This window comes from Parafrankia sp. Ea1.12 (assembly GCF_900465275.1).
In the GTDB taxonomy this organism is placed as follows: Bacteria; Actinomycetota; Actinomycetes; order Frankiales; family Frankiaceae; genus Parafrankia; species Parafrankia soli.
The window spans coordinates 1-280 of record NZ_UBIZ01000047.1; the positions used below are offsets into that span (position 1 = coordinate 1).

Below are 280 nucleotides of genomic sequence, written 5' to 3' on the forward strand. Positions count from 1 at the left end.
GCGGTTCGGGACCGACCCGGATTCCACCGACCCTGTGGGGTGCCAGAAGTCGGCTTGGGCCCGTGAGCTGGGGTGATGCGACGGTGCGGCGGCCGGCATGATGGTCAGCCATGTTCGTACGCCTGCTCTATCTGATCCTCGTTCGGGTCTGTAGCTGGCTGGTTCTCCTCGGCCGCTCGTCGGCGTCGAAGAACATCGAGTTGCTGGTGTTGCGGCATGAGGTCGCGGTGCTGCGTCGTACCCAGCCCAAGCCCCGGTGGGACTGGGCGGACCCGTAATG

The 280-nt window shown here is 66.1% G+C and carries 1 protein-coding gene; it reads left to right on the plus strand.

Annotated elements, in window-relative coordinates:
• Positions 1-110 precede the first annotated feature (110 nt).
• Positions 111-278, plus strand: a complete 168-nt coding sequence (locus FMEAI12_RS00235; protein WP_235013535.1) for a hypothetical protein — start codon at positions 111-113, stop codon at positions 276-278.
• Positions 279-280: the final 2 nt, after the last annotated feature.